The sequence below is a fragment of the Sphingomonas sp. ABOLG genome (genome assembly GCF_003950435.1).
GTDB lineage: Bacteria > Pseudomonadota > Alphaproteobacteria > Sphingomonadales > Sphingomonadaceae > Sphingomonas > Sphingomonas panaciterrae.
Genome location: NZ_QQWW01000004.1, coordinates 40,535 through 64,681, shown reverse-complemented (window position 1 = coordinate 64,681; position 24,147 = coordinate 40,535). Strand labels below are relative to the sequence as shown.

Annotated in this window: 21 protein-coding genes; 5 read left to right on the top strand and 16 right to left on the bottom strand. The window is 66.6% G+C overall.

Going from position 1 to position 24,147, the window contains the following annotated elements; translation table 11 throughout:
* Positions 1–32 precede the first annotated feature (32 nt).
* The 13 genes from trxA to CA236_RS05835 all read right to left on the bottom strand — a co-directional run bounded on the left by trxA (position 33) and on the right by CA236_RS05835 (position 17,285).
* A complete protein-coding gene (gene trxA / locus CA236_RS05895) occupies positions 33–356 on the bottom strand; it encodes a thioredoxin TrxA (protein ID WP_046410535.1) in 324 nt (107 codons plus the stop codon).
* Positions 357–403: 47 nt separating this feature from the next.
* Entirely contained in the window at positions 404–3,871 is a 3,468-nt protein-coding gene (gene addA, locus CA236_RS05890; protein ID WP_241212536.1) for a double-strand break repair helicase AddA, read from the bottom strand.
* Complete coding sequence (gene addB / locus CA236_RS05885; protein WP_125944924.1) at positions 3,861–6,788, bottom strand: double-strand break repair protein AddB; 2,928 nt, start codon at positions 6,786–6,788, stop codon at positions 3,861–3,863. Before addB ends, addA begins: the two co-directional genes overlap by 11 nt.
* A complete protein-coding gene (locus CA236_RS05880) occupies positions 6,781–7,533 on the bottom strand; it encodes a nucleotidyltransferase family protein (RefSeq protein ID WP_125944923.1) in 753 nt (250 codons plus the stop codon). The genes addB and CA236_RS05880 overlap by 8 nt, the downstream gene beginning before the upstream one ends.
* Positions 7,530–8,501 carry a phosphotransferase gene (locus tag CA236_RS05875; RefSeq protein WP_206430523.1) on the bottom strand — a complete coding sequence of 324 codons (972 nt, stop codon included), beginning with the start codon at positions 8,499–8,501 and terminating at the stop codon, positions 7,530–7,532. Before CA236_RS05875 ends, CA236_RS05880 begins: the two co-directional genes overlap by 4 nt.
* Positions 8,498–8,956: a tRNA (adenosine(37)-N6)-threonylcarbamoyltransferase complex ATPase subunit type 1 TsaE gene (tsaE, locus tag CA236_RS05870; RefSeq protein WP_125944921.1), complete on the bottom strand. Its 459-nt coding sequence runs from the start codon at positions 8,954–8,956 to the stop codon at positions 8,498–8,500. The genes CA236_RS05875 and tsaE overlap by 4 nt, the downstream gene beginning before the upstream one ends.
* Positions 8,953–11,274 (bottom strand): PAS domain-containing sensor histidine kinase, encoded by a 2,322-nt coding sequence (locus CA236_RS05865; protein WP_125944920.1) that lies wholly within the window; start codon positions 11,272–11,274, stop codon positions 8,953–8,955. Before CA236_RS05865 ends, tsaE begins: the two co-directional genes overlap by 4 nt.
* A gap of 75 nt (positions 11,275–11,349) precedes the next feature.
* Positions 11,350–12,318, bottom strand: coding sequence for an endolytic transglycosylase MltG (gene mltG / locus CA236_RS05860; RefSeq protein ID WP_125944919.1), 969 nt, complete (start codon positions 12,316–12,318; stop codon positions 11,350–11,352).
* Between the two features lie 79 nt (positions 12,319–12,397).
* A complete protein-coding gene (fabF, locus tag CA236_RS05855) occupies positions 12,398–13,657 on the bottom strand; it encodes a beta-ketoacyl-ACP synthase II (RefSeq protein WP_125944918.1) in 1,260 nt (419 codons plus the stop codon).
* 119 nt (positions 13,658–13,776) lie between these two features.
* Entirely contained in the window at positions 13,777–14,013 is a 237-nt protein-coding gene (locus CA236_RS05850; RefSeq protein ID WP_046410516.1) for an acyl carrier protein, read from the bottom strand.
* An 80-nt stretch (positions 14,014–14,093) separates the two neighbouring features.
* Entirely contained in the window at positions 14,094–14,834 is a 741-nt protein-coding gene (fabG, locus tag CA236_RS05845; protein ID WP_125944917.1) for a 3-oxoacyl-[acyl-carrier-protein] reductase, read from the bottom strand.
* A gap of 13 nt (positions 14,835–14,847) precedes the next feature.
* Positions 14,848–15,783: an ACP S-malonyltransferase gene (fabD, locus tag CA236_RS05840; protein ID WP_125944916.1), complete on the bottom strand. Its 936-nt coding sequence runs from the start codon at positions 15,781–15,783 to the stop codon at positions 14,848–14,850.
* Positions 15,784–15,836: 53 nt separating this feature from the next.
* Entirely contained in the window at positions 15,837–17,285 is a 1,449-nt protein-coding gene (locus tag CA236_RS05835) for a glycosyltransferase family 39 protein (protein WP_164518881.1), read from the bottom strand.
* A 251-nt stretch (positions 17,286–17,536) separates the two neighbouring features.
* Between CA236_RS05835 and CA236_RS05830 the strand changes: the two genes are divergently transcribed.
* The 5 genes from CA236_RS05830 to CA236_RS05810 all read left to right on the top strand — a co-directional run bounded on the left by CA236_RS05830 (position 17,537) and on the right by CA236_RS05810 (position 19,715).
* Positions 17,537–17,899: an RcnB family protein gene (locus tag CA236_RS05830; protein ID WP_046410509.1), complete on the top strand. Its 363-nt coding sequence runs from the start codon at positions 17,537–17,539 to the stop codon at positions 17,897–17,899.
* Positions 17,900–18,042: 143 nt separating this feature from the next.
* Positions 18,043–18,411 carry a 30S ribosomal protein S6 gene (gene rpsF, locus CA236_RS05825; RefSeq protein ID WP_046410507.1) on the top strand — a complete coding sequence of 123 codons (369 nt, stop codon included), beginning with the start codon at positions 18,043–18,045 and terminating at the stop codon, positions 18,409–18,411.
* A complete protein-coding gene (gene rpsR, locus CA236_RS05820; RefSeq protein ID WP_007403456.1) occupies positions 18,411–18,635 on the top strand; it encodes a 30S ribosomal protein S18 in 225 nt (74 codons plus the stop codon). Before rpsF ends, rpsR begins: the two co-directional genes overlap by 1 nt.
* A 12-nt stretch (positions 18,636–18,647) precedes the next feature.
* The gene (rplI, locus tag CA236_RS05815) at positions 18,648–19,250 is read left to right on the top strand and encodes a 50S ribosomal protein L9 (RefSeq protein ID WP_125944914.1); all 603 of its coding nucleotides are present in this window, start codon (positions 18,648–18,650) and stop codon (positions 19,248–19,250) included.
* Positions 19,251–19,364: 114 nt separating this feature from the next.
* Entirely contained in the window at positions 19,365–19,715 is a 351-nt protein-coding gene (locus CA236_RS05810) for a hypothetical protein (protein WP_125944913.1), read from the top strand.
* A 106-nt stretch (positions 19,716–19,821) separates the two neighbouring features.
* Here CA236_RS05810 and CA236_RS05805 read toward each other — a convergent pair whose 3' ends face one another.
* The 3 genes from CA236_RS05805 to CA236_RS05795 all read right to left on the bottom strand — a co-directional run bounded on the left by CA236_RS05805 (position 19,822) and on the right by CA236_RS05795 (position 24,071).
* The gene (locus CA236_RS05805; RefSeq protein WP_125944912.1) at positions 19,822–21,681 is read right to left on the bottom strand and encodes an ABC transporter ATP-binding protein; all 1,860 of its coding nucleotides are present in this window, start codon (positions 21,679–21,681) and stop codon (positions 19,822–19,824) included.
* A gap of 316 nt (positions 21,682–21,997) precedes the next feature.
* On the bottom strand, positions 21,998–22,423 hold the full coding sequence (locus CA236_RS05800) for an organic hydroperoxide resistance protein (protein ID WP_125944911.1): 426 nt from the start codon (positions 22,421–22,423) through the stop codon (positions 21,998–22,000).
* A 331-nt stretch (positions 22,424–22,754) separates the two neighbouring features.
* The gene (locus CA236_RS05795; protein ID WP_046410497.1) at positions 22,755–24,071 is read right to left on the bottom strand and encodes an MFS transporter; all 1,317 of its coding nucleotides are present in this window, start codon (positions 24,069–24,071) and stop codon (positions 22,755–22,757) included.
* Positions 24,072–24,147 lie beyond the last annotated feature (76 nt).

Here is a 24,147-nt window from a genome sequence, read left to right as displayed (position 1 = left end):
GCCCCTTTAGGAACGTCGCCGCCAGTTGAGTATCAGGCGAGTTCACCCTCAAGCCAGGCCTTGATCCGGCCCTTCGGCTCCGCACCGACCTTGGTGGCCGCAGGATTGCCGCCTTTGAACAGGATCATCGTGGGAATTCCGCGCACTCCGTAGCGGCCAGGTGCGTCCGGGTTTTCATCGATGTTGATCTTCGCGATCGTGACCTGCTCGCCAAGCTCCTCGGAAATCTCCTCCAGGCTCGGGCCGATCATCTTGCACGGGCCGCACCACTCCGCCCAGAAATCGACCAGCACCGGCTTGTCCGACTGGATGACATCGGCGTGGAAGCTGTCGTCCGTGATCTTCTTCGTGGCCATGCTTCATATCTCCTTTGCGCTCCATTTAGGGGTGCGCAGCCGGACACTCAACGACCCGTGATCAAGCTTTGCTCCGCTCCCGAATAGCCCGGCTTGTGTCGGGCCAGCAGCTCTGGCGGCAAGGTGATGATCCGCGGACCTGCGGTATAGAGCAGCCCGGCCTCGATCGAGCGCCCAGGGAAGATGACGGCGAGTGCCGCGGCATAGGCCGCCATTTGTCGGATGTGGTAGATCGGCACATCTTCGATCCGCTCGGGCGCCACTCGCCCTGTCTTGAAGTCAACGACCTGCACGCGATCAGGGGTGATCAGCAGCCGGTCGACAGTTCCCGCGATCACCAGGCCGCCCTCAACCACCGCGCTGATCGGCGCCTCACCGAGTGATCCCGGGCCAAACAGCGCGGCGAAGCGATCATCTGACAGGATACCGCAGACCAGCTGGGTGAGGTGCTGGCGCTCTGCGGGATCCTCTATCCCGCCCACCTGCCGCAGCCAGCGATTGGCGGCGTCTTCTCGCTCCGCCCCCGCTACGCCGGGCAGGCGTTCGAACAGGCCATGGATCAGCCGGCCGCGTTCGGCGGCGGCACGCATTGCCGGCGTGGGCGGTGGATCCGCGACCTCGTCTTCACCGATTGAGGAGGGGGCGAGCGGCCGCGGCGGCCTCGCCTCTGGCGGTGCTACCTCCCGTGCCCAGCCTGGTAGCGGAGTCGATTCGGCCACTTTTCGTATGGTGCTGGCCTTGGACGCAACGGGCGCCGCGGGCGGATCGCCACGGAATATGCGTGCCGCGCGTTCGCCTGCGTCGTCGGCTGCCACGCCGAGCGCGTCGAGCGCGCGGGCGGCGGCGCGATGCCAGCTCTGCTCAGGCGCGCCGCTGTTGCGGTACTTGGGGCCCAGCGAGCCGGTGATGACCAGCCGTTCCTCGGCGCGGGTCGCGGCGACATAGAAAAGGCGCCAATGCTCCTGCCGCTCGCGCAGCGCCGCCGCGGCCGCGAGCTCCGCGATCGGCCCCGCCCGCTCCGTTAGGCGCGGCGGGAGCACGGGGATCGCGCCGTCAGCGCCATCCGGGGTCCACATCAGGTTGCCGCCGCGCGTGGAATCGGGATCAGCAGCGGCGTCGGCCAGGATCACGACAGGCGCCTGCAGCCCCTTGGCACCATGCGCGGTCATTACCCGCACCGCGTTGAGGACCCCTTCCGCCTCGCGCTTCACCTCCACCTCGCCGCGATCGAACCAGTCGAGAAAACGCTGAAGCGATGGGGTGGCGGTTGTTTCGAATTCCAGCGCCGCGCTCAGCAATTCCTCGATCGGGTCGCGCGCTTCTTCGCCGAGGCGGGCAAGCAGCCGCTGCCGTCCGCCGAGCGGGCCGGAGAGCAGTTCCTCCAGGAAACGATAAGGTGTCGTGAAGTCGGCTCGGGCCAGCATCGCGTCGAGTGGTGCAAGCAATTCGCGATGATGTTCCGACAGGTGGCGCCACAGACTGCCCGATCGCGGCACCGCGCGCGCGAGCAGCTCCTCCTGCGTCCATCCGATCAGCGGTGACACGAGCAGGCTGGCGAGGCTGAGGTCATCGTCCGGCTGCAGAACGAAACGGACGGCGGCAAGCAGGTCCTGCACCGCGAGCGGCGCGTTCAATCGCAGCCGATCGACACCGGCGACGGGCACCCCTTCGGCATATAGGCGCGCCACGATCAGCTGGGCGATCTCTCCGCGCCGTTTGACCAGCACCATGATGTCCTCTGGCCGGATCGGACGCCCCTTGCTTTCCAGCATCACGCCCCGGTCGATCCAGTCGCGGATCTGCCGCGCGATCCGGGCGGCGTTGCGGCGGACCGCATCGTCGACCCAGTCCTCCGGCCCATCATCTTCCACCTCGCCCGACACGATCGGCGGCCAAAGCTCCACGATGCCGGGTCCCGGCACCTCACTGGCATGTTCGCGAAGTTCGACGCCTGGCCCGAGCGCATCAGGCTCAAGCGCGGCGATGGCCGCGTCGACGAACTGCAGGATGGGACGGGTCGAGCGGAAGGAGGAAACGAGCGACAGGCGCTCGAACGGGAGGCCGCGCTCATCATCCGGCATGCGATCGTCGCCGCGCACCTCGGCAGCCTTGCGCGAAAAATGCATTTCGGCCGCGCGGAAGTTGATTGGGTCAGTGCCCTGGAAGCCGAAGATCGCCTGCTTGTGGTCGCCCACCGTGAACAGCGTGCGGACCGAGGGCGCATAGACGCCGCGGCCGACGAAATATTCGTCGACCAGCGCACGCACGATGCGCCATTGCGCGACGTTGGTATCCTGAGCCTCGTCGATCAGCACGTGCTCCGTCGTCTGATCGAGCTTGAAGCGAACCCATTCACCGATGCCAGGCTGATCAAGAAGGCCGATCGTGGCAGCGATCAGATCATCAAAATCGACGAGCCCGCCGCGACGCTTTGCCGCCGTATACGCGCGCGCATAGTCCCGCCCGACCGTCAGCCCCTCGGCGAGCAGATCGGCATAAGCGGCGCGAACCCTGAGGCTGAGCAGCTCCGAACATTGCCCGTGCAGGCGGGATGCGAGATCGGCATAGGCGGGATCAGGCGGCGCCTGCCCCTTGCCGAACGATCGAGGGTCCCCATCGGCCTTGGCCCATGTGAGGTGAAGCTGATCGAGCGTTTGCGCCCGTTGTTCACTGCCCGCGGCGAGCCAAAGAGCGATTGCCTCTGCGCGGGCCAGCCCACTCTTCGTTCCCCAGGCCGCGTTCAGCCGACCGACCGCCTCGATCGCCGCGCGATCGATCGCATCGTCCCCGCAGGCAGAGCGGATGTGCTCTTCTATATCGCCAGCCGGCAGGTCCAGCTCGCGGCGGAGCCACGGTTGAATGCCGCTGGGGAGCTGCTCCAGCGCGCTTGCCGCCCGCGCGCAATCATTCAGGAATTGTTCGGCACCCGCCTCGCCCAGCCGAAGGCTGAGCTTTCCGATCGCCTCTACCGGGCCAGTGCGCCCTTCCCGCTCCGCCTGCACCAGCAGTTCGGCGAGGGTGGCGCGGGCAAGCACGCCTTCTTCGCGCGCCTCCATCGGGCGAAAGCCGGGCACCAGTCCCGCTTCGGTCGGGAAGGCGGCAAGCAGGCTCTGGCAGAAACCGTGGATCGTCTGGATACGTAGTCCGCCGCCCGGCGCATCGAGCACCTTGGCGAACAACGTGCGGGCGCGGTCGCGCTGGGCCGGATCGGCTGCCTCGCCAAGCGCCTGGAGATCGGCGAACAGGTCACGGTCCTTCATCCGGACCCAAGCGGCCAATCGCTGGCTGACGCGCGCCGCCATCTCGGCCGCGCCGGCCTTGGTAAAGGTCAGGCACAGGATGGCGGCAGGATCAACGCCCCGGAGCAGCAGCCGGAAGACGCGGGCGGACAACACCTGCGTCTTGCCCGTGCCGGCGGAGGCCGACAGCCACACGTGCGCATCGGGTGCGCTTGCCCGGCGCTGCTCACCGCGCAACGGCGGGAGCGGACGGATGCCCGAGGCGCTACTGGTCACGGCCGTACCATTCGTCGCGACGCATCAGCTGATCATATTCCGTATAGGGCGCATATTCGGGGTGGAGCTTTGCCTTGAACGGCTCGTCGCCCAACAGCCAGAGTTTCGCCGCCTCGATGAATTCGTGCCGTGCCCGGCCGACGAATTCCGATGTGACGACACGATCGCCCTTTCCGACGGGATCGACCGGGCTCGTCACGCTGCCGAAGCTGTCGCGGTAGCGGGCCAGCGACCAATATTCGAAGGCGCCCGCCGTGCCGCTGATCCCCGCGAAGCCGCCGTCCTCGGCGATCGCGCCGAGCAATCCGAGTTGCATCGAAAACCCCGCGCGAACGGCGGAGGCCGACGGCGCCTTGCCTGTCTTGTAGTCGACGATCGCGAGCGTGCCGTCACCGAGGCGGTCGATGCGATCGAAGCGGCCGGAAAGCTCGATCCCGGCGATGGTGGTCCCGCCCTTCCCCTCCGCGGCCAGCACCGTTCGACCACTCGCCTGCTCGGCCGCCATGCGCTGCGCGATCCATTCGACCGCAGCGAGGAGGCGCGGCTGCCACAAGGCGCGTAGCAACGGGTGCGTCGTCGGATCGGCCAGCATTTCGATCGCGCGCGGCGCCAGAAGGTCGACGCGGCAGGCGTCGTCACGCGCCCACGCCTCCAGAATGGCGTGAACCGCAGTCCCGCGCCAGGCGGCGGTGGGATCGGCATCGACCGGGTCCAGCATACGCAGGCGGAGGATCTGCTGGGCGTAGAAGGCGAAAGGATCGGCCTTCAGACGGTCCACTTGCGTGACGGACATGGCGGTGGGCCGGAGCCGCCGCGGCGGGCGAGGCGCAGGCCGCTCCGCCGGCTGCGGCGTGCCGCCGTCATCGATCGCCCGTGTCCATTGTTCCAGCGCGACATCGCGAGCGCGATCAAATTCGTCGCCCGCCATTGCGGCGAGGCGAAGCCACAAGCGCGACGGGATCGCAGGAGAACGCGCGTCGCGTCGGGCGCGGGTGATTAGCACCTCGCGTGCGCCCAGCGCCTGCCCGAAATCATGCGCCGCCACGCCGATCGCCCGTTCCAGACCGGGGAGCCCAAGCATCGCGCGAATGCGGGGCGCCAGCCAGGGATCGGGTGCCGCTGCCCCTGGCCAAACGCCCTCGTTAAGGCCGCCCAGGATCATGAGGTCGGCCGATTGCAGTCGCGCCTCGATGAGGCCGTAGATCGCAACGCGGGCATGCCCCCCCTGCGGACGCACAGCGACCTGGTCCATGAGGAGGCGCAGCAAGGGGCCGAGACCGGTTGCCGCCACGTTGGATGGGCCGCGATCCGCTTCCGCCTCAAGTTCCGCCAGAAGATCGGCGGCGGCGCGCCCGGCGGGGCCACGCCACGCTTCGTCACCAGCGAGTGCCGTTGCCGCATCGCGCAGCGCCGCGATCAGCGTGCCAAGCGAAAGCCGGCTGTTATCGAACGCCTCGGCGAGCGGCCCGAGCAGGCCGCGTAGCTCGTGCCACCACGCATCGGCAGTCTCGCCGAGATGCCCCTCCATGCCGGCGAGCCCCGGTGCTGGCCGTGGTCCGCGCAAGCGGCGGTCGAGCCGGCGCACGCTCTCCAGCCAACGGCCACGCTGCTCACCCGCACGGACCAGCGGGTGCTTCAGCAGGGTCAGCAGGGCGAGTGGCGCAAATCCTTCGGCGGCAGCCTCCACGATGGCGATCAGCAAGGTGCCGGGCGGGAGGATCGACAGGGGGCGACCGGCGCTGTCGTCGACCGCGATATTCCAGCGGGCGCAATGCGCCGACACCCGGCGCGCGAGGGCGCGGTCGGGGGTGACGAGCGCGGCGGTGCGTTCCGGAACCTCAAGCGCCTGACGCAGGGCGAGCGCGATCGCCTGCGCTTCCTCTGCCGGCGTGGCGAGTTCGGCGATACGGACGCCGGCGAGTTGGCGTTGCTGGGGCCTGAGCTCCGTCCAGCGGGCGGTATATTCGGCGGGCGCGAGAGCGGTCGCGATGGTCCGGCCGCGTGCCGCCGAGGCGTCGTGATCGCTGCCATCGGCCCACAGGGCAACATCGTCGCGCGCCATGCCCATGCGGGCGAGCAGCTGCTTCAGATGGAATTGGGGGTGCACCTCTATGGCGCGTTCGGACCGTTTCGTGATCGGATCGGCCTCATGCGGGCCCAAGGCGGCCCATTCGTCGTCGGGCATGGCCCGATCCAGTCCAGCGAGCACGACGAGGCCGCGATCCATCACCGCGACGCGCCCCATCATCGCCGCAACGGAGGGGGCCGCATCGGTAATGCCGGCGGCGCAGACGAACCCGTCGGGCGGTGTGGTGCGCCAGCGATCGGCCAGGCGCCGCAACAGGATCACGCGGCGCGCACTCGCGTCGATGCGGCCGAGACGTTCCAACTCGCGCGGCCAGCGTTCGATCACGATGCGGAAGAGGTCGAGTGCCGCGCGCCAATGATCGGTGAGTTCGCCGAGATCGAGCGTGGCGAGCCGGGCGGGGTCGACTTCCTCGACGATCAACTGGTCGAGCGTTCGGGCGAGTTCTCCGGCGAGGCGGACCGCTTCGGAGGCCTCCAGCGGTGGGCGCTCCTCTTGCACCAGCCGCGCCAGGATCATCTGGCGCGCCAGCGGAGTGATCGCCGGGGGCGGCGGATCGGCATCGGCGGGATCGAGCGCAGCGTCGATCGATTCGCCAATGTCGTCTGCCCCGATCGCGACCAGCCGCGGCAGGATCAACGCGCCCCCGCGGGCGCGCACGAAGGCATTGTTGACCGCGAGCTTCGCGCGGTTGTTGGGCAGGAGGATCAGGCCGCGGGCAAGGCCAAGCGGATCATCGCCAAAGCGCCGGACCAGCCCCGCGACCAGCGCATCGGCGAAGGCCCGGTGCGCGGGGATGGTGTAGAGCCGCGGCCGGCGCCGCTCAGCCATTCTCGAGCAATTCCTCCGCCCGGGCGACGGCCCTTGGCGTCCCCACGTCGACCCACAACCCCTGGTGCACCACGCCATAGGCGCGGCCCGCCGCCATCGCGCGTTCCCAGAACACCATGGTGGAGAACGGCGCCTCAGGCGCGACGACGAGGATCGCCGGGTTCAGGATCTGGACGCCGATGAAGACATAAGGCGCGACCCGCCCGGGCTTGCGCCGCGAGATGATCTTGCCCGCGGCATCGATATGGAAATCGCCCTGCCCGCCATGGCAATGCGCACGGGCGAGTGGCACCAGCAGCAGGAGGACATCCATGATCGCCGGGTCCCAGCGATCGGCCATCAGCGACAAGGCGTCGATCGGGCCATCGAGCCAGAAATTGTCGCTGTTGACGACGAAGATCGGATCGTCGCCAAGCAGCGGGCGTGCCTTCATCAACCCGCCGCCGGTTTCGAGCAGCTGGCCACGCTCATCCGACACTTCGATGTCCAGCCCCTCGATCGTCTCGAGATGCGCCTCCAGCGTGTCGGCCAGATAATGAACGTTGACGACAGCGCGCTTGACCCCGGCGGCGCGCAGATGGTCGAGCGCATGGTCGAGCAGCGGCTTGCCCGCAACATGGATCAGCGGCTTGGGCCGGGTGGCCGTGAGCGGGCGCATCCGCTTGCCGAGGCCGGCCGCCATGACCATCGCGGTGGTCGGCACCTTGCCGGGAAGACGGGGACGGATGGCGCGCGGCTTGGTCATCGTGCGCTCAGCTGCAGCGGATCGCCGCGGAGCGACGCGGGGATGTTGGCATCGAACCAGGCAGCGACCGGAGCAAGCGCAGGCTGCGCCAGATCACGCTCCAGATAGGTCCAGACGCGCGGGCAGAGCCCCGGATAGCGGGGCTTCCCATCGCGCTTCCACAGGCGGGTGAAGATGCCGATGATCTTCGCATTCCGCTGCGCGCCGAGCACGTGATAGGCGCGCATGAACGCCTCCCCCTCACCGGTCACGTTGCAATAGAGCTCGATCATCGCGTTTTCGAGTTCGGGCGCCACGTCGCGGCGGGCATCCTGCAACAGCGATACAAGATCATAGGCAGGGTGACCGGCCAGCGCGTCCTGGAAGTCGAGCAGGCCGAGCCGGTGCGGATCGCCCACCAGCATCAGGTTTTCGACATGATAGTCGCGCAGCACCGTGACCGGCCGGTCGAAGATCGCATGATCGAACACCGCGTCCCAGGCGGCGGTATAGCCCGCCAGATCGACGTCGAGGCCGAGCGCCGGGCAATACCATTCGACCAGCAGCGCGGCCTCACGATGCAGTTCCGCACGGTCATAAGGACGCCAGTCACCCGCCGGACAACCACGCAGCGCGATGAGCACGTCAACGGCATTCTGGTAGAGGCCCTCGGTCGCGGCGGGATCGCGATCAATCGCCTCGCGCATGCGATTGTCACCGAAATCCTCGAGCAGGACGAGGCCGCGATCATCATCGGAGGCATAGATGGCAGGCGCGCCAAAGCCGTGATCGGTCAACCAGTTAGCCACCGCCAGGAACGGACGCGGATCCTCCTGCGGCGGCGGCGCGTCCATCAGCACGGCGCGGCGCGTGCCGTCCACCACGCGGAAATAGCGGCGAAAGGATGCATCGCCGGCAAGCGGGAGAATTTCCGCGTCTCCCCATCCATTGGCCGCCAGAAACGGGCGGGCATGCGGGGGCGGAATCATATCGAGGGCCATCGCCGCTCCCATGCCGCCGGCGCTTCCCAAGTCAAGCGCCGCGCGCCATCCGGTTCGATGGAAAGCGCGAGGCGAAGCGCGTCGGGCCATGCCGACGGGCCAGCGCGATCGGGCCATTCGACGACCAGCGCACTGTCGTACAGGGCGTCGTCCAGTCCCAATTCTGGCAGTTCCGACGCATCGTCGAGCCGATAGAGGTCGACATGGAGCACCGGCAGCCGCACCTCCGGCACGTCATAGGGCTGAACGATCGCGAAGCTGGGACTGGGGGCCTCACCAGCGAGGCCGAGCGCCGCAAGCAGCCCGCGCGCGATGCTGGTCTTGCCCGCACCGAGCGGCCCGTCGAGCAGCACCACGTCGCCGGGGCGAAGCACGCTGGCGATTTCTGCGCCGACCGCCTCACTGTCGGCGGCAGTCGCCAGCCGGCGTTCGCCCTTTGTCATCGTGGAAGCTCCACCGTTACCAGCGACCCCATGCCGGGTTCGCTCACCAGGGTGATCGTTCCGCCATGTGCCTCGACGAACTGCTTGGCCAAGGGAAGGCCGAGGTCGGGGGTGCGGCCGTTTTCGGTGTTCGCGGCCTGCGCGAAACGGTCAAAGGCGCGGCTGACCGCATCGGCATCGAGCCCGGCGCCATCGTCTGACACGATGATCCGGGCGGTATTCGGGTCGCCCTCCGCATGCAGCAGCACGCGCCCGCCACTGGTGGTGGCGTTCAGCGCATGGCGCAGGAGGTGATCCATCGCCTCGCGCAGGCGGCCGGGATCGCCGGTCACCTGTCCGACGCTGGCATCGAGCGCGGTGACGAGTTCGATGGCGCGCAGATCGGCATCGCTGCGCCGCGCCTCCGCCGCGCCGGCCAGCAACGCGGGAAGGTCAACCGCCTCTCGCACCAGCGGCGCCTCTCCCTCCGCCTGCGTCAGGTTCAGCACATCATCGATCAGCAGGCCGAGCCGCTCGACCGACTCCAGGATCGCGCCGACATATTGGGTGCCCTGTTCCGACAGGTCGCCCGCATAGCCCGCATGCAGCATCTCGGCGAAGCCGCTGATAGAGGTGAGCGGGGTGCGCAATTCGTAGCTCATGTTCGCGACAAAGGCGGTTTTCACCTTGTCGGCTGCCTCCAGCGCGGCGGCGCGATCGCGCAGCGCCTGCTCCGCACGGCGACTGTCGGTGATGTCGAGCATGGTGAACAGCGCATTGCCATCCGGCAGCGGCACGGCCGCGAACTCGTAATGGCGGCCGTCGGCAAGGGCGACGCGCCCACCACGCTGCTGGCGATCGGTGGTCGCGGACCGGACCAGATCGGTGACGAGCTTGGCGCGGTTGGGCGTGCGCAGCTTTGGCGCGATCTTTTCCGCCACCGCGTCCACGCGGGGATGGCCGTTGAGGAATTCCTCCTCCAGCTCCCAGAGGGCGCGGAAGCGATTGTTCCACAATTGCAGCCGGCCGTCCGCGGCAAAAACGCCCAGCGCCTCGAAGAGATTGTCGAACGTGGCGGTGCGGACGCGCAGCAAAGTGTCACGCGCGGAGGCGAGCTGCACCTCCTCGGTCCGGTCCTCGAAGATCAGCAACAGCCCGCCGTCGGGCAGCAGCTGCGCGACGACGCGGATGTAGACGCCGTTCGGCAGGTGCCACGTTTCCTCCACGGCGGCGTCGGTGCGGGTGAACCATTCGCGACGCTCAGCCTTCCAGCCCGGAAAGTCACGGACCTCGGGCAGCCTGTTCGCCTCGCGCATCCGCTCGATCACGCGATCGAACTCCGGCCGGTCGGACAGCCATTCGCTGCGCATTGCGAACATGCGGCGGAACGGCTGGTTGCAGAAGACAAGCGAACGATCGCGGCCGAACTGCGCCACGCCGGCGGACAGGCGATCGAGCATCGCGCGCTGCGCATCGGCGAAGCGGCGCTCGCGTGCGCGGGCCTGCTCAAGATCCTCGATGTCGATCGCAAAGCCTGCGACGCCGCCATTGGGCAAGGGCACGTCGTGGAGAAGCATCGACCGGCGCGCGCCGCCGATCGTGGCGGGCAGGACCCGCACCTCCGGCCGCCCGGTCTCGCGCGCGGCGATCGCGCCGGCGAGCGGGCCGCCATGCCCAGAACCCTCGATCAATTCCACGCCGCGCGCGACCACGTCGGCGGCCGCGTTGCCCTCCACACCCTGGACATAAGCGGTGTTGACCATCGCCAGCCGCAGGTCGGGCCCACGATACCACATGGGCATGGGCGCGGCCTCGATCAGGCCGGTCAGCGCCTCGAACGCCTCACGCACCTGCGCCTGCTCATTGGCGAGCCGCTCTACCTCCGCCTGCGCCTCGCTTGCGTCATGGACCCAGAGGACCATGTCCGTGCCCTGGCCATGGGTGGGCGAACGTTCGCCATGCAGGGTGAGCGTGCGGGCGGCGCCGCGGGGGCGAACCTGACGCACGAAGGGGCGCCCCGAGCGTTGCAGGGCGAGCAGATCGGCCATGATCCGTTCGACATCCAGCGGATCAAGGCCACCGCCAGCGGAGCTCAGCCCGTCAAGGTCGGTCGCCGGCTGGACGAGGCCGAACAGGTCGGCGACGCGGGGCGGCATGTCGAGGCGCAGGTCCGACCGCACCAGGATCGGCTGCATCGGCGCATGGGCCAGCAGCGCTCGGGCGGCCAGCCACTGTTCACGCTCCCGCGAGGCGGCACCGCTCAGCCGAAGCCCATGGTAGAGCGCTGCGGAAGCGCCGGCGACCAGCAGCAGCAGGATCAGGCCCGCAACGATCAGCATGGGAGTGGTCAAGGAAATCGGCGTGTCCGTTCGGTCGTTCCTCTTTCTACGCGCGGAACGACCAATGTGAACAGCTTACATCTCACCCCGTGCGCGGCGGATGGCATACCATTTGGCGACATTGGCATTGTGCTGCTGCAGCGTGTCGGCGAACACATGCCCGCCGGTGCCGTCCGCCACGAAATAAAGCGCTGAGCTCGTCTCCGGATCGAGCACCGCATCGATCGATTCGCGGCCGGGGTTGGCGATCGGCCCGACCGGCAGGCCGGCGCTGGCGTAGGTGTTGTAGCCGTTCTTCGCCTGAAGCTCCGACCGCAGGATGCGGCGGCCGAGCGGCTTGCCCTTGGTGATCGGGTAGATGACTGTGGGGTCGGCCTGCAGCGGCATGCCGCGCTTCAGCCGGTTGGTGTAGACCGCGGCGACCATCCGCCGCTCGGACGGCTTGCCGGTTTCCTTTTCCACGATCGAGGCGAGGATCACCGCCTCCTCCGGGGTGGAAACAGCGATGCCGGGCTTGCGCTTCTTCCAGGCGGCGGCGAGGTAATCGGCCATCGCCTTCTGCATGCGCGCAACGACCGCGGCGCGGGTGTCGTTCAGCTGATAGGCATAGCTGTCGGGCAGGATCGATCCTTCGGCGGGGACCGGCACCTCTCCCTGCAGCCCCTCGGCACGCATCAGCGCCTCATGAACGAGGATCGAGGGATAGCCCTCCGGCACGGGGACGAGGCGCTGGCGGACCTTGCCTTCCTCAAGCAGGGTCAGGATGTCGGCTGCGCTGGCGCCCTTCGGAATCGCATATTCGCCGGCCTTGATCGGTCGGCCCGTGCCGAACACACGCGCATAGCCGCGGAAGCGCCAGGCGGAACGGAGTGCGCCCTCCTTCTCCAGCTGCGCCGCGGCCCGGGCGAGGCTGGCGCCTTCGGGTACGACGACCGCCAGCGGCTTGGTCGCCGGGCCGGGGCCGGACCAGTCGCGCGCGATCCAGAACAGGCCGGCGATCAACGCCAGCCCGATCAGCAGTCCGAAACACCCCGTCTTGCGCATGCCTCTACCCAGGTGATGGCGCGCGGCGGGGCCAGCCGGCGGTCAGCCGGCCGACGCCCGCCGCATCGCGCGTCGCAGTTCAGATCGCCTTCATCACCAGCGATGCGTTGGTGCCGCCAAAGCCGAAGCTGTTGTTGAGCACGGCACGCACCTGACGCTTCTTCGCGACATGCGGCACGAGGTCCACGCCCGCGCAATTGTCGCTCGGGTTATCAAGGTTGAGCGTCGGCGGCACGATCTGGTCGCGCATGGCGAGGATGCAGAAGATGCTCTCCACCGCGCCGGCACCGCCGAGCAGGTGGCCGATCGCCGACTTGGTCGAGGACATGGACAGCGAGCCAATATGGTCGCCGAACAGCCGGCGAACCGCGCCAAGCTCCAGCTCGTCGCCCAGCGGGGTCGAGGTGCCGTGAGCGTTGATATAGTCGATGTCCTCAAGCCGGAGCCCCGACTTGCGCATCGCCATCTCCATCGAGCGGAACGCGCCCGACCCTTCCGGATGCGGCGCCGTGACGTGATAGGCGTCACCCGAAAGGCCATAGCCGATCACTTCGGCATAGATCTTCGCGCCGCGTGCCTTCGCGCGCTCATATTCCTCGAGCACGACGACGCCGGCACCCTCGCCCATCACGAAGCCGTCGCGGTCCTTGTCGTAGGGGCGGCTGGCCTTTTCAGGATTGTCGTTGAAGTTGGTGCTGAGCGCGCGCGCCTGGGCGAAGCCGGCGATGCCGAGCGGGCAGATCGCGCCCTCCGAACCACCGGCGAGCATCACGTCCGCATCGTCCATCGCGATCATCCGCGCGGCGTCGCCGATCGAATGCGCGCCGGTCGAACAGGCGGTCACGACCGCATGGTTCGGGCCCATCAGGCCGTATTTGATGCTGACCTGACCCGAGATCAGGTTGATCAGACGGCCATGGACGAAGTGCGGGCTGACGCGGCTGGGGCCCTTTTCATGGCGAACGATCGATTCGCTTTCGATCCCCGGCAGCCCGCCGATCCCTGCGCCGATCGAGCAGCCGGCACGATAACGCTCCTGCTCCGACATTTCGGTGAGGCCGGCGTCCTCGAGCGCCTGGCCAGCCGCATCGATGCCGTAGACGATGAACGGATCGACCTGGCGCTGGATCTTGTGATCGACCCGCTTGCCGGCGTCGAAGCCGTAGGGGTGATCGGCCGGCTTCACCTCGCAGGCGATGCGGCACTTCTGGTCCGAGGCATCAAATCGCGTGATCGGGCCTGCGCCCGACTTGCCAGCGATGATATTGGCCCATGCTGTTTCCACGTCGGCCCCAAGCGGGGTGACGAGACCAAGACCTGTGACAACGACGCGGCGCATTGCGCAACTCCATGAACATTACAACGAAACGGCCCCCCGCCCTCTAGCCGGGGACGGGGGGCCGCTCAAATCCGGTGCGAAGCAGGAGCGCACGTCATGCCGCCCCACCCCGCGGGCGATCAGCCCTTGTGCTCGTCGATATAGGTAATCGCATCGCGCACGGTGGTGATCTTCTCGGCAGCGTCATCGGGAATTTCCACCCCGAACTCTTCCTCGAACGCCATCACCAGCTCGACAATGTCGAGGCTGTCCGCGCCGAGATCGTCGATGAAGCTCGCGTCCTCGGTCACCTTGTCGGCCTCGACGCCGAGATGCTCGACGACGATCTTCTTCACGCGGTCGGCGGTCTCGCTCATAATAATTCCCTTTGTTTCGTCGGGGGGTTGTAGAATCCTGAACGCAGGTAGAACGGGCCTCGCTGCGATACAAGTCTGCTTTAAATCATCGCCATGCCGCCGTTGACGTGCAACGTCTGCCCGGTGACATAACCTGCCTCGCGCGATGCAAGGTAGACGACAGCGGCGCCAATATCCTCGCCAGTACCAAGATCACCAGCCGGAATCTTCGTCAGCAGGGCAGTCTTTTGCGCGTCCAGCAGCACATCGGTCATAGCAGAGCGGATGAAGCCTGGCGCGACACAATTGACCGTGACGCCGCGGCTGGCGAGTTCCTGCGCCACCGCCTTCGACATGCCGACAAGCCCGGCCTTCGACGCGGCATAGTTCGCCTGGCCGGGGTTGCCGGTCTGGCCGACCACCGAGGTGATCGACACGATGCGGCCGAAACGCTGCTTCATCATCGGCTTGGCCGCCGCGCGGATGAGGCGAAAAGCGGCCTCGAGGTTGACGCGGATCACCTGATCCCATTCGTCATCCTTCATGCGCATGGTGAGGTTGTCGCGCGTGACGCCGGCATTGTTGACGAGGATGTCGAGCCGGCCACCAAGTGCCTCGACCGCGGCCGGCACAAGCGCGTCGACGGCGGCCGCATCGGAGAGATTGGCCGGCACCGCGACGTGATCCGCGCCGAGGCTGGCGCGGAACGCCTCCAGCTTCTCGACATTGGATCCCGATACCGCCAGTCGTGCGCCCTGCGCGGCGAGCGCCTGCGCGACAGCCGATCCGATCCCGCCCGACGCGCCGGTCACCAGCGCCGTCATGCCCGTGAGGTCGAACATCAGATTTCCTCCTTCACAGCGCCTTCAGCAGCGCTTCGATATCATCCATGGACACGATGCTGATCGCATTCGCATCCGGCGAAATGCGCTTCACCATCGGGCCGAGCACCTTGCCGCCGAACTCGACGAAGTCGGTCACCCCCGCCTCGGTCATTGCCAGCACCGATTCGCGCCAGCGGACCATGCCGGTGACCTGTTCCACGAGCAGCCGGCGGATCGTGTCGGGATCGCTGACCGGTGCAGCAAGGACGTTGGCGTACACCGGGACGAGCGGCGCGGCGATTGCAGCGTCCGCGAGCGCGGCGGCCATCGCGTCGGCCGCGGGCTGCATCAGCGAGCAATGAAACGGTGCGGAAACCGGGAGCGCAATGCCGCGCTTCGCACCATGATCCTTGGCAATCGCGATGGCGCGATCGATCGCGGCCTTCGTTCCCGAGATCACGACCTGCGAGGGGTCATTGTCGTTGGCGACGGTGCACACATCGCCTTCCGCCGCGGCGGCAGCGATCGCCTGTGCCTTGGCCAGATCCGCGCCGAGAAGCGCAGCCATGCCGCCCTCACCCACCGGCACCGCTGCCTGCATCGCCTGGCCGCGCAGCTTCAACAGGCGCGCGGTCGTCGCAAGATCGAAAGCGCCGGCAGCGCACAGCGCGGTATATTCGCCCAGGCTGTGGCCAGCGACGAAATCGGCCTTGTCGGCCAGGCGCACGCCGCCTTCCTTCTCCAGCACACGCAGCGTCGCGATGGCATTGGCCATGATCGCGGGCTGCGCATTCTCGGTCAGCGTCAATTCGTCAGCAGGCCCTTCGGCCATGAGGCGCGAGAGATTCTGGCCCAGCGCATCGTCAACCTCGCCAAAAACCTCGCGCGCGGCGGGGCTGGCGGCTGCCAGTGCCTGGCCCATGCCGACGGCCTGGCTGCCCTGGCCCGGAAAGATGAACGCTCGCATCGGTCGCTCCTGAATTGGAAGAGGGGCGCGGTAGGCGTGGCAGGGCGCAGCGGTCAACCGCCGGTGGTACGGACCAGTACCATTTCGGTGCCAGGTGCGAACATCCTGCGGGCGATCGACGCGGGTACCAGCGGCTCCAACCCAAGGGTGCGGAGCAATGATCCGAGCCGTGTCGGCGGCGGCGGATAGCGGTCGATCACCTGACCGGACGGTGCCTGATCGACCTGCGCTACCACGAGGTGCGGCAGGGCCTTGTCAGAAGGATCGAGCGGCAGCGCGCGCACGTTGCTCTGCCCGATGAAGACCATCGATATGTCGGCGCGGCGCACGATGTCAGCATCAGCGGCGATCACCTCTCGGGGATGTGCCTGCGCGGCACGTACCAGCGCCTCCATCGGCCAGCGGGGATGCGCGTTGCCGACGCTCATCAGCAACAGGTTCGTCGACACGAGCAGCGCGATGATCAGCGCGCCGAGGCGGCGATCGAGTCGATCGAGCCAGATCGCCAGTACGATGACCGCGACGATCGCGGCGAGCATGAAGTAGCGCGGGTTCAGGACCAGTTTGGTGTACAAGGCCGCGACGAGAAGGAAGCTCACCCCCGCCATCGCCGCGAGCAGCGTCAGCGGAGCGCGGCGCTGAGGCGGGGTGAGCGACCATGCGCCGCGCCACAATGCGGCTCCGGCGAGCCAGAAGAGCAAGCCGAAGTCATCGTTGACCAGAAGGACAAGCACGGGGTCGATCGGCGGCCAGAGAAGGAAATTGCCCTCCCGGTTTGCGGCGCGATTGATGTGCTCGTCGTGATGAAAGGCGATGGTGTAGCGGCGCAGCGGATCGCCCGTCAGGGACCATTGAAACAGCGCCTCACCCGCCAGCACCGCTGCTGCACCGAGGCCGCAGACGATCAGGAGCCGGCGCGACACGGGTCGGCCGAGAAGAAGCGCAGGGCCGAGGGCGGCGAGCGCGAGCACGCTCGTCTCGCGGCACAGCACTGCCGTGCCGAACAGCGCGCCGCCGAGCGCCGCACGAGTCAAGCCCCGGCGATCGTCGCTGGCGCTGCCGACCAGCCACGCGCCACCGATCAGCGCCGCCACCTCGATAAGATCGACACTGACTGTGGTGGCGTCCGTGACCACTACCGCGAGCGTGGCGGTGAGCAGGGCCGCGATCCAGCCGCTCCGCTCGCCTGCAAGCTGCGCCGTGAAGCGACCGACGACTGCCACCAGCAGAAGGTAAAACAGGACCGCGGTGACCCCGAACGCCGCATAGTTGCGGCCGACCGCTGCGAGCACCGCGGCAAAGCTCACCGTCAACGGAAAGCGGGTGGACCAGTGATCGCTGCCGGCAAAGGGCGGGTCGGTGAGCCAGCGAACGGCGCCGGCATAATAGAGCGTATCGTCGGACGCCATGAAGCCCACCCAGCCGACGAACAATGCCGCAGCGATGCCGGCCAGCAGGAGCAGCGCCCAGCGCAGCCGCGCGCGGACATCGACCAACGGCATTGCCGACGCCGGTGCACGGGCCGCCCTGCCCCTTCCTTCACACGCAAGAAGAATCGCCATCGCGCCGCTTCTAGGCCGATCCGGTATAGAAATGCTTGTATTCTGAACGTCGATTCAGCTTCGCAACGATCCTGCGACAAATCGCGACCATTTCGCCCGCTCACTGTGACAGGTCGGATACATCCCTGCCCCAGATAGGTCTCCGACGCCGCGCTATCGGCGCCTGCAAGAGAGTGAAGAGGAGCAGTCAGATGTTCAAGAAGCTGATCAAGGCGACGGTTGCAGCCTCGCTGGTCGCCACGCCGGTGATCGCCAGCACCGCATCGGCGCAGCATCGCGAGACCACCACCCGCACGGTTCAGCATCGCGGCAACGGCACGGTCGTGAAGCACACCACCGTCACGCGTCAGCCGACCTATCGCAACTGGCGCAAAGGCGAGCGGTTCGACCGTCGATATGCCCGCAACTATCGCGTGGTCGATTATCGCCAGTTCCGCGGCAAGCGCCTTTATGCGCCGCAGCGCGGACAGCAGTGGGTCCGGTCTGGCCACGACGCCCTGCTGCTGGGCCGCAACGGCCAGATCGTGACGATCGTTAGGGGCGCCTTCCGCTAAGGCTTGCAATTTGACCCGCTCCCGGTACAGGAGCGCAGAGCATGGGCGGGGAGCGTCGACTCCTCGCCTTTTGCTGTTGTGGACGACAGCCGGAGGGGCATGGCACGGGGCCATGTCAGCGATCGGCCAACGAAGGAAAGCACATGGCTCTTTACGAGCACGTGTTCCTTGCGCGCCAAGATTTGGCACAGGCGCAGGTGGACGCGATGGCGGAAGCCGTCACCAAGATTGTCGAAGATCATCAGGGCAAGGTCGTCAAGACCGAGACCTGGGGCCTGCGTTCGATGGCATATCGCATGTCGAAGAACCGCAAGGCGCACTATGTCATGCTCGAGATCGACGCGCCCGGTGACACCGTCGCCGAGATCGAGCGTCAGCATTCCATCAACGAGGACGTGATCCGCTACATGACCGTCAAGGTTGACGCGCATGAGCAGGGCCCGTCGGTGATGATGCGCAAGCAGGAACGCGACCGCGAGCGCGGCCGTCGTCGTGAAGAGGAGAACGCATAATGGCACGCCCCTTCTTCCGTCGTCGCAAGAGCTGCCCCTTCTCCGCGAAGGACGCTCCCCGGATCGACTATAAGGACGTGCGTCTGCTGCAGGGCTTCGTGTCCGAGCGTGGCAAGATCGTTCCGTCGCGTATCACCTCGGTGAGCGCCAAGAAGCAGCGCGAGCTCGCCCAGGCGATCAAGCGCGCCCGTCACCTGGGCCTGCTGCCCTACGTCGTTAAGTAAGGAGAAGAGCAGATGGACGTCATTCTGCTTGAGCGCGTCGAGAAGCTCGGCGCCATCGGCGACGTGGTGAAGGTGAAGGATGGCTTCGCCCGCAACTACCTCCTGCCGAACAAGAAGGCGCTGCGCGCCAACGAAGCGAACCGCAAGGTCTTCGAAGCCAACCGTGCTCGCATCGAGTCGGAAAACGCCAACCGTCGTGGCGAGGCCGAGAAGGAAGCGAAGAGCTTCAGGGACGCACAGGTCACCATCATCCGCCAGGCGTCGAACGTCGGCCAGCTGTACGGCTCGGTCGCGGTTCGCGATCTGGTCGAGGCGCTGAACGAGGCTGGCCACAAGGTCGCCAAGTCGGCCGTCGTGCTCGACCGTCCGATCAAGTCGATCGGCGTGTACGACGTGAAGGTCGCGCTGCACCCGGAAGTGTCCGTGACGGTCAAGGTCAACGTCGCACGCTCGCCTGAAGAGGCAGAGATGCAGGCGGCTGGCGTGGACGTCATGGCACAGGTCTTCGAAGAAGGCCGTGACCAGGGTGGCTTCCTGGAGAAGTTCGACCCTAACGCAGAGCCCGGCGCCACCGCCGAGGCCCGCGACGAGTCCGAGGAGCCGGCGCAGGGCTGATCGGCTCTTCGCTGTGCGATGCTTGAAAACCCGTCCGGCATCACGCCGGGCGGGTTTTTTCTTGTCTGACGCCCCCCGATTGGCGGCTAATCTCAGGTGCGGAGGAACCGGACCATGTTGATGCTGCTCGTCCTGCTGCTGTTCGTCGCGACAAGCAGTTGCAACGCCCTCCGCGCGAACAAGCGCTTCCACAGTGCGGATCGCCTTCCGATGCAATGGAGCCTGACGGACGAGGTAAACTGGTCCGCGCCGCGACCGGTAGCGCTGGCCTTCATGCCCGTGCTCACCGTTCTCCTGCTCGGCTTCGCGACCGGGTTGTCGCTGTCGGTCGCACCGCGCCCAGGACAGGAGCATTTCGCACTGCCCGTGCTGGTACTGATGGGCGCGGCGCTACTCGCCGGTCAGCAACTGCATCTCTGGCTGGCTTGGAGGGCGCTGAACCGCGGTAAGGAGCAGCGGCTCTGAAATCAAAACCTGCCCTGGCGGCTGCCGACACCAATCATTCCCGCACGTCAGCTTTGCCCAGCCAAGCCTTGCCATCCGCAGCGACGGGAGCGCACAGCCCCTGCCCTCAGGGCCGTTCGGTTACCCCATGCCAGGCGCTGCGCATCATGCGCTGGACTCGGGCGCGGCTGCGTTCGGACAGGGCGCGCAGCCGCTCGCCAGCCGCCGAGATGCCCGACGATCGATCCAGCCCCTCGACCTGCATCACCCACAAGGCGCGGAAGGCGCCATCCGGGCGGCGCAGCAATTGCTGCGGTGGGCCATCCTCGATCACCCGTCCCTCCGATACGACCACCACGCGGTCGAAGTTGACGATCGTAGAGAGGCGGTGCGCGACGGCGATCACGGTGCGGTTCTGGATCAACGCCTCCAGCCCGTTCTGCACCTCAAGCTCGGATTCGGAATCGAGCGCCGAGGTAGCCTCATCGAGAAGGACGATCCGGGCATTCTTCAGGAAGGCCCGGGCGATGCCGATTCGTTGCCGCTGACCGCCGGACAGGTTGGTGCCGCGTTCGCCGACGATGCTGTCATAGCCATGCGGCAAGCGGCGGATGAAATCATCGCATCCCGCCGCCTCCGCGGCGCGGAACACCTCCTCATCATCCGCGTCGGGGCGGGCGAAGCGGATGTTCTCCATCACCGAGCGGTGGAACAGCAATACCTCCTGCGGGACCACGGCGACCGCATCGCGCAAGCTTTCCTGCGTGACGCTGTCGACGCGTTGCCCATCGATCAGCACGTGCCCGGCCTGTGGATCGTGGAAGCGCTGAACCAGCTGCAACATCGATGACTTGCCGGCCCCGGACGGACCGACGATCCCGACCTTTTGGCCGGCGGGGATCTCCAGCGACAGATCGTGCAGGATCGGGTGGCGCGGATCATAGCCGAAGGTGACGTGGTTGAATTCCACCCTGCCCTCACCCACGCGAAGCCGCGTCGCGCCCGGTGCATCGCTCAGCGTCTGCGGCACGCCAATGATATCGAGCGTCTCGCGCAGATAGCTGAACTGCTGGCTCACATCGATCAGCGCCATGGCAAGATCACGCGAGCCGTGGAGGATACGGAAGGTAAGCGTGCTGATGACGACGACGTCGCCGGTCGTGATGTTGCCATCAGACCAGCGCCCGATTGCCCAGATCAATGTCCCGCCGACGAAGATCGCCAGCGACAGATCGTGCAGCCCGCGCATCCGCTCGACAAAGAACCAGCCGCGGCGCTGGGCGATCGCCTCGTCATCGAGGAAGCCGCGCAAACGGGACATCTCACGCTCGCCGGCAGCAAAGGCCTTCACCACCCAGATGTTGCCGATGAAGTCGACGAGCTCACCGCCCACCGTGCCGGCGTGTTCGGCAAACGCCTTGTGATGGACATGGCCGCGCAGCCCGAGCAGCACGAGGCCGAGTGTCACCACCACGAAGATCCCGCCGAGGACGATCGCCATGCGCACGTCGATCGTGATGAAGATCAGCATCGCGCCGGCAAATACGATCAGCGGCGGCGTCACCTCCTGCAGCAGGCGGTGGATGATGGCGCCGAAGATGCCCGCCAGCCCGGAGATACGATGCCCCAGCGAGCCAGCGCGCTGGTTCTGGAAAAACGGCATCTGATGGCCGGTGAGATAGTTCACCATGTCGAGCCGGATGGCGACGCCGGACACGACGGTGGCCTGGCCGAGCGTCAGCGCGGCGAGCCGCTGCAGCAGGCTTTCGATGATGACGAGGCCGAGGAACGCCGCCAGCGCGGCGTAAACCGCAGACCGGATGCGATCGTCGCCGGTCATGGTGTCGATCAACACCTTCATCGCATATTGGACGCCGATCGAGCTGACCGACGCGCCAGCGACCAGAAGGCCCAGCAGCAGGAATATCCAGGGTCGGGCCGCCACATAATGCAGCAGGAATCGTGTGGGATTAACCAGAAAGGGCATTGCTAGATCGTAACTGTTCATCAACGGTAAAGCCCGAGCGAGACGACCGATGCCAAGACGCGAAAGAAACGTTGCGCTTGATCATCAAGGCAACACAACTTCGCTTTATTTCATTGGTTTCGCGCATGCAGGGCAGCATCGCGCCGCCCGCTGCCCCAGGTCGCGCGAAAAGACCAACAATTTGTGCTGAATTGCCGCCACGCCGTGCGTCCGTTGCGACGAGTCAGCGGCGCGGTTGGGGAAGCGGGTAAAACGGACGCGCTTGATCGGACGGTGATAAGGGACGGCTCTGCCGACGGGCAGAGCCGTCCTTTTGTCAGCGCGTCGATACGTTGAGCGCCACGTCAACATTGCCCCGCACCGCGTTGGAATAGGGGCAAACTGCGTGCGCGGCCTGAACAATCTCTTGGGCCTGCGCTTGGTCCACACCAGCGATGGTGACGTCAAGCGCCACGGTAAGCGCGAAGCCCCCGCCGGCCGCGGGCTGAAGCCCCACATCAGCGATCACCTCGATATCGTCATCGCGGACCTTCACGGCCTTTCCGCGGGTCACATGGATCACGGCGTTTTCGAAACATGCGGCGTAGCCGGCAGCGAACAATTGCTCCGGATTGGTCGCTCCACCCTTTCCACCGAGTTCCTTTGGCATCGCGAGCGAAAGATCGAGGATGCCGTCCTCGCTTCGCACGGTGCCACTGCGGCCCCCGACAGCCGTTACCTTCGTCGTGTACAATGCGCTCATCTCGTTCCTCCAAAGCTTCCGAGAGGCTATATTCGGTTGCGCGCAAGGTAATTGCAAGGGTGACCATAAGAACAACGCCCGCCCTTGAGGATCAAGGACGGGCGTCGCTCCATGTCGATGTAATGGCGGATCAAGGAACCGTGACGCACGCTCCCACCACGGCAGCAAGCGGGATCAGGGCGAGCACGATCGGAACGATCTGTTTCATCGAAGCAACCTTGAGTAACGTTTCCGCTACAATGCGGCACTGCCGCAAAGGTTGCGCCAAGCTTAACGACACCATGCCGGCCGCGGGTGGTGCCGACGCCCCGAAGGGCGCCGGCGGGAGCCGTCAGGCGGCCTTTGCGGCCTCCTCCTGGCGCTTCATCAGAACGCCTGCGCGCCAGTAGTGGAAGATGCCCCACGGCGTCAGCATCGCCACCGAGAACATCGCCCAGCGGAGCGATTCACCACCATAGGTGGGCCGCAGGAGATCGCTGATCTGACCGACCGCGAACGGCCCGAGGCCGAGGCCAAGCAGGCTGGTCGCCAGCAGCGTCAACGCCGCCCAGGTGGCACGCAGCCGCAGCGGCGCGAGGTGCTGGATCATGGCGTAGGTCGGGCCGATGTACGCGCCGGCGAAGATCGCCGCGACGAAGTACGAGCTGAGCGCGAGCCACAGGTGATCGACGAAGTAGAAGCCCAGCGCGAACGGAAAGGCGATGATCTTCAGGACAACGACGACATAGCTTTGGGCATAGATGCCCTTGCTCTTTGCCACGCGGTCACACAGCCAGCCGCCCAGCATGGCCGAGAAGCCCGCAATCAGCGCCGCGGGCAGTGCGACATATTTGGACACGTCGAGGATCGACATGCCGAGCGAGCGCTGCATGTAGCTGGGTCCCCAACCGGTCACGGCATAGCCGACCAGCGAGGTGATGGTGATCGCCGCGACGAGGTGGAACGCCGCCCGATTATGCCACATCGAAGCGATGCCCTGCCACATGCCGATGACTGGCGCGTCGGCGGGCGCCGCCGGCACCTTTCCATCGGCGAGGCCCCGGCGTGGCTCGACCACGAACAGCTTCATGATGATCGCCAGCACGATCCCGGGAAGGCCAACAACCATCAGCGCGACGCGCCAGCCGTAGGAGTGCGCCACAAACCCGCCGATCACCATGCCGAGCCCACCGCCAAGCAGCACGCCGAGCGAGTAGATCGCCATAGCGCTTGCGCGCTTCTCGGGGGGATAGAGATCGGCGATGATCGACTGGCTGGGCGGGCCGAAACCGGCCTCCCCGATGCCGACGCCGATACGGGCGAACATGAGATGCACGAAATTCTGCGCGAAGCCGCACAGCGCCGTCATGGCGCTCCAGAAGGCAATGCTGATTGCGATGATGTTGCTGCGGCTTGATCGATCCGCGAGGCGCGCGATCGGCAAGCCGAGGGTGGCGTAGAAAATGGCGAACACCAGGCCGGACAATAGCCCAAGCTGGGTGTCCGAGAGATGCAGGTCCGCCTTGATCGCCTCCAGCAGGATCGCGAGGATCTGCCGGTCCATGAAGCTGAAGAAATAGGCCGTGGTCAGCAGTGCCAGCGTCCATCCGCGACGGCTGAGTGCCTTCCTGTCACGGTCATCATGCACCCATGTGGTGCTGGCATCCATATCGCTCTCCTACGCTTGTATACGCCCTTCGATCTTTAACGAGGCGAAAGGAATACACCAGTGGCATTGGTACGGG